The organism is Commensalibacter nepenthis, from assembly GCF_029953305.1.
Lineage (GTDB): Bacteria > Pseudomonadota > Alphaproteobacteria > Acetobacterales > Acetobacteraceae > Commensalibacter > Commensalibacter nepenthis.
Window position 1 is genome coordinate 1 of record NZ_JASBAN010000018.1, and the last position, 590, is coordinate 590.

Sequence of the window (590 nt, forward strand, 5' to 3'; positions counted from 1 at the left end):
GGCATGCAGCTGGTCGGCGAAGTCATGGGGCAAGTGTCTGATGCGTTACATAATAGTGGTGTCAATGGCTTTGATGAAACGAATGTTAAGAACGATATTGGTCGCATCATTCTCGAAGCCGCTGGCTCCGCCGCCGTCGCAGGCGTTACTGGCGGCAACGTCGGTGCAGCGGTAGGGAGTTCTGTTGGCGGGAATATATTATCGTCTGCGACGTTGAATAGTGTTAAACAATGGGCAGATGCGAATAGTAATGGTGATCCAAAACTTGCGATGGCATTAACGAATGCGATCGAAAATGCGATTGCTGCTGCTGCTGGAGGTGCCGCAGCGGGTGGAGCGATTGGGGGTGGCTCTGGTGCGTTGAATGGTGTCGATATTTCCTCTGCACTTCAACAATATAATATGGCGCTATTTTTGGCACAACAAGAAGCGCTTTTAGCTGCTGGTGGTGCGAGTGCTGCTGGTAACAACCCAAATGCCCTGACAGATGCTGACATTAAGCAAATACAAAATGCTGTTGGTAATAGTATTAATAATACAGAGAAATTGGCGCAATGGGGAGCATTATATGCATATGCTTATCTCTATAG

Annotated in this window: 1 protein-coding gene; it reads left to right on the forward strand. The window is 48.1% G+C overall.

Annotated features, from left to right (window positions below; all coding sequences use genetic code 11):
* Nucleotides 1-590: hypothetical protein (locus QJV33_RS11955; protein WP_281463629.1), on the forward strand; the 590-nt coding region annotated here is incomplete at both ends.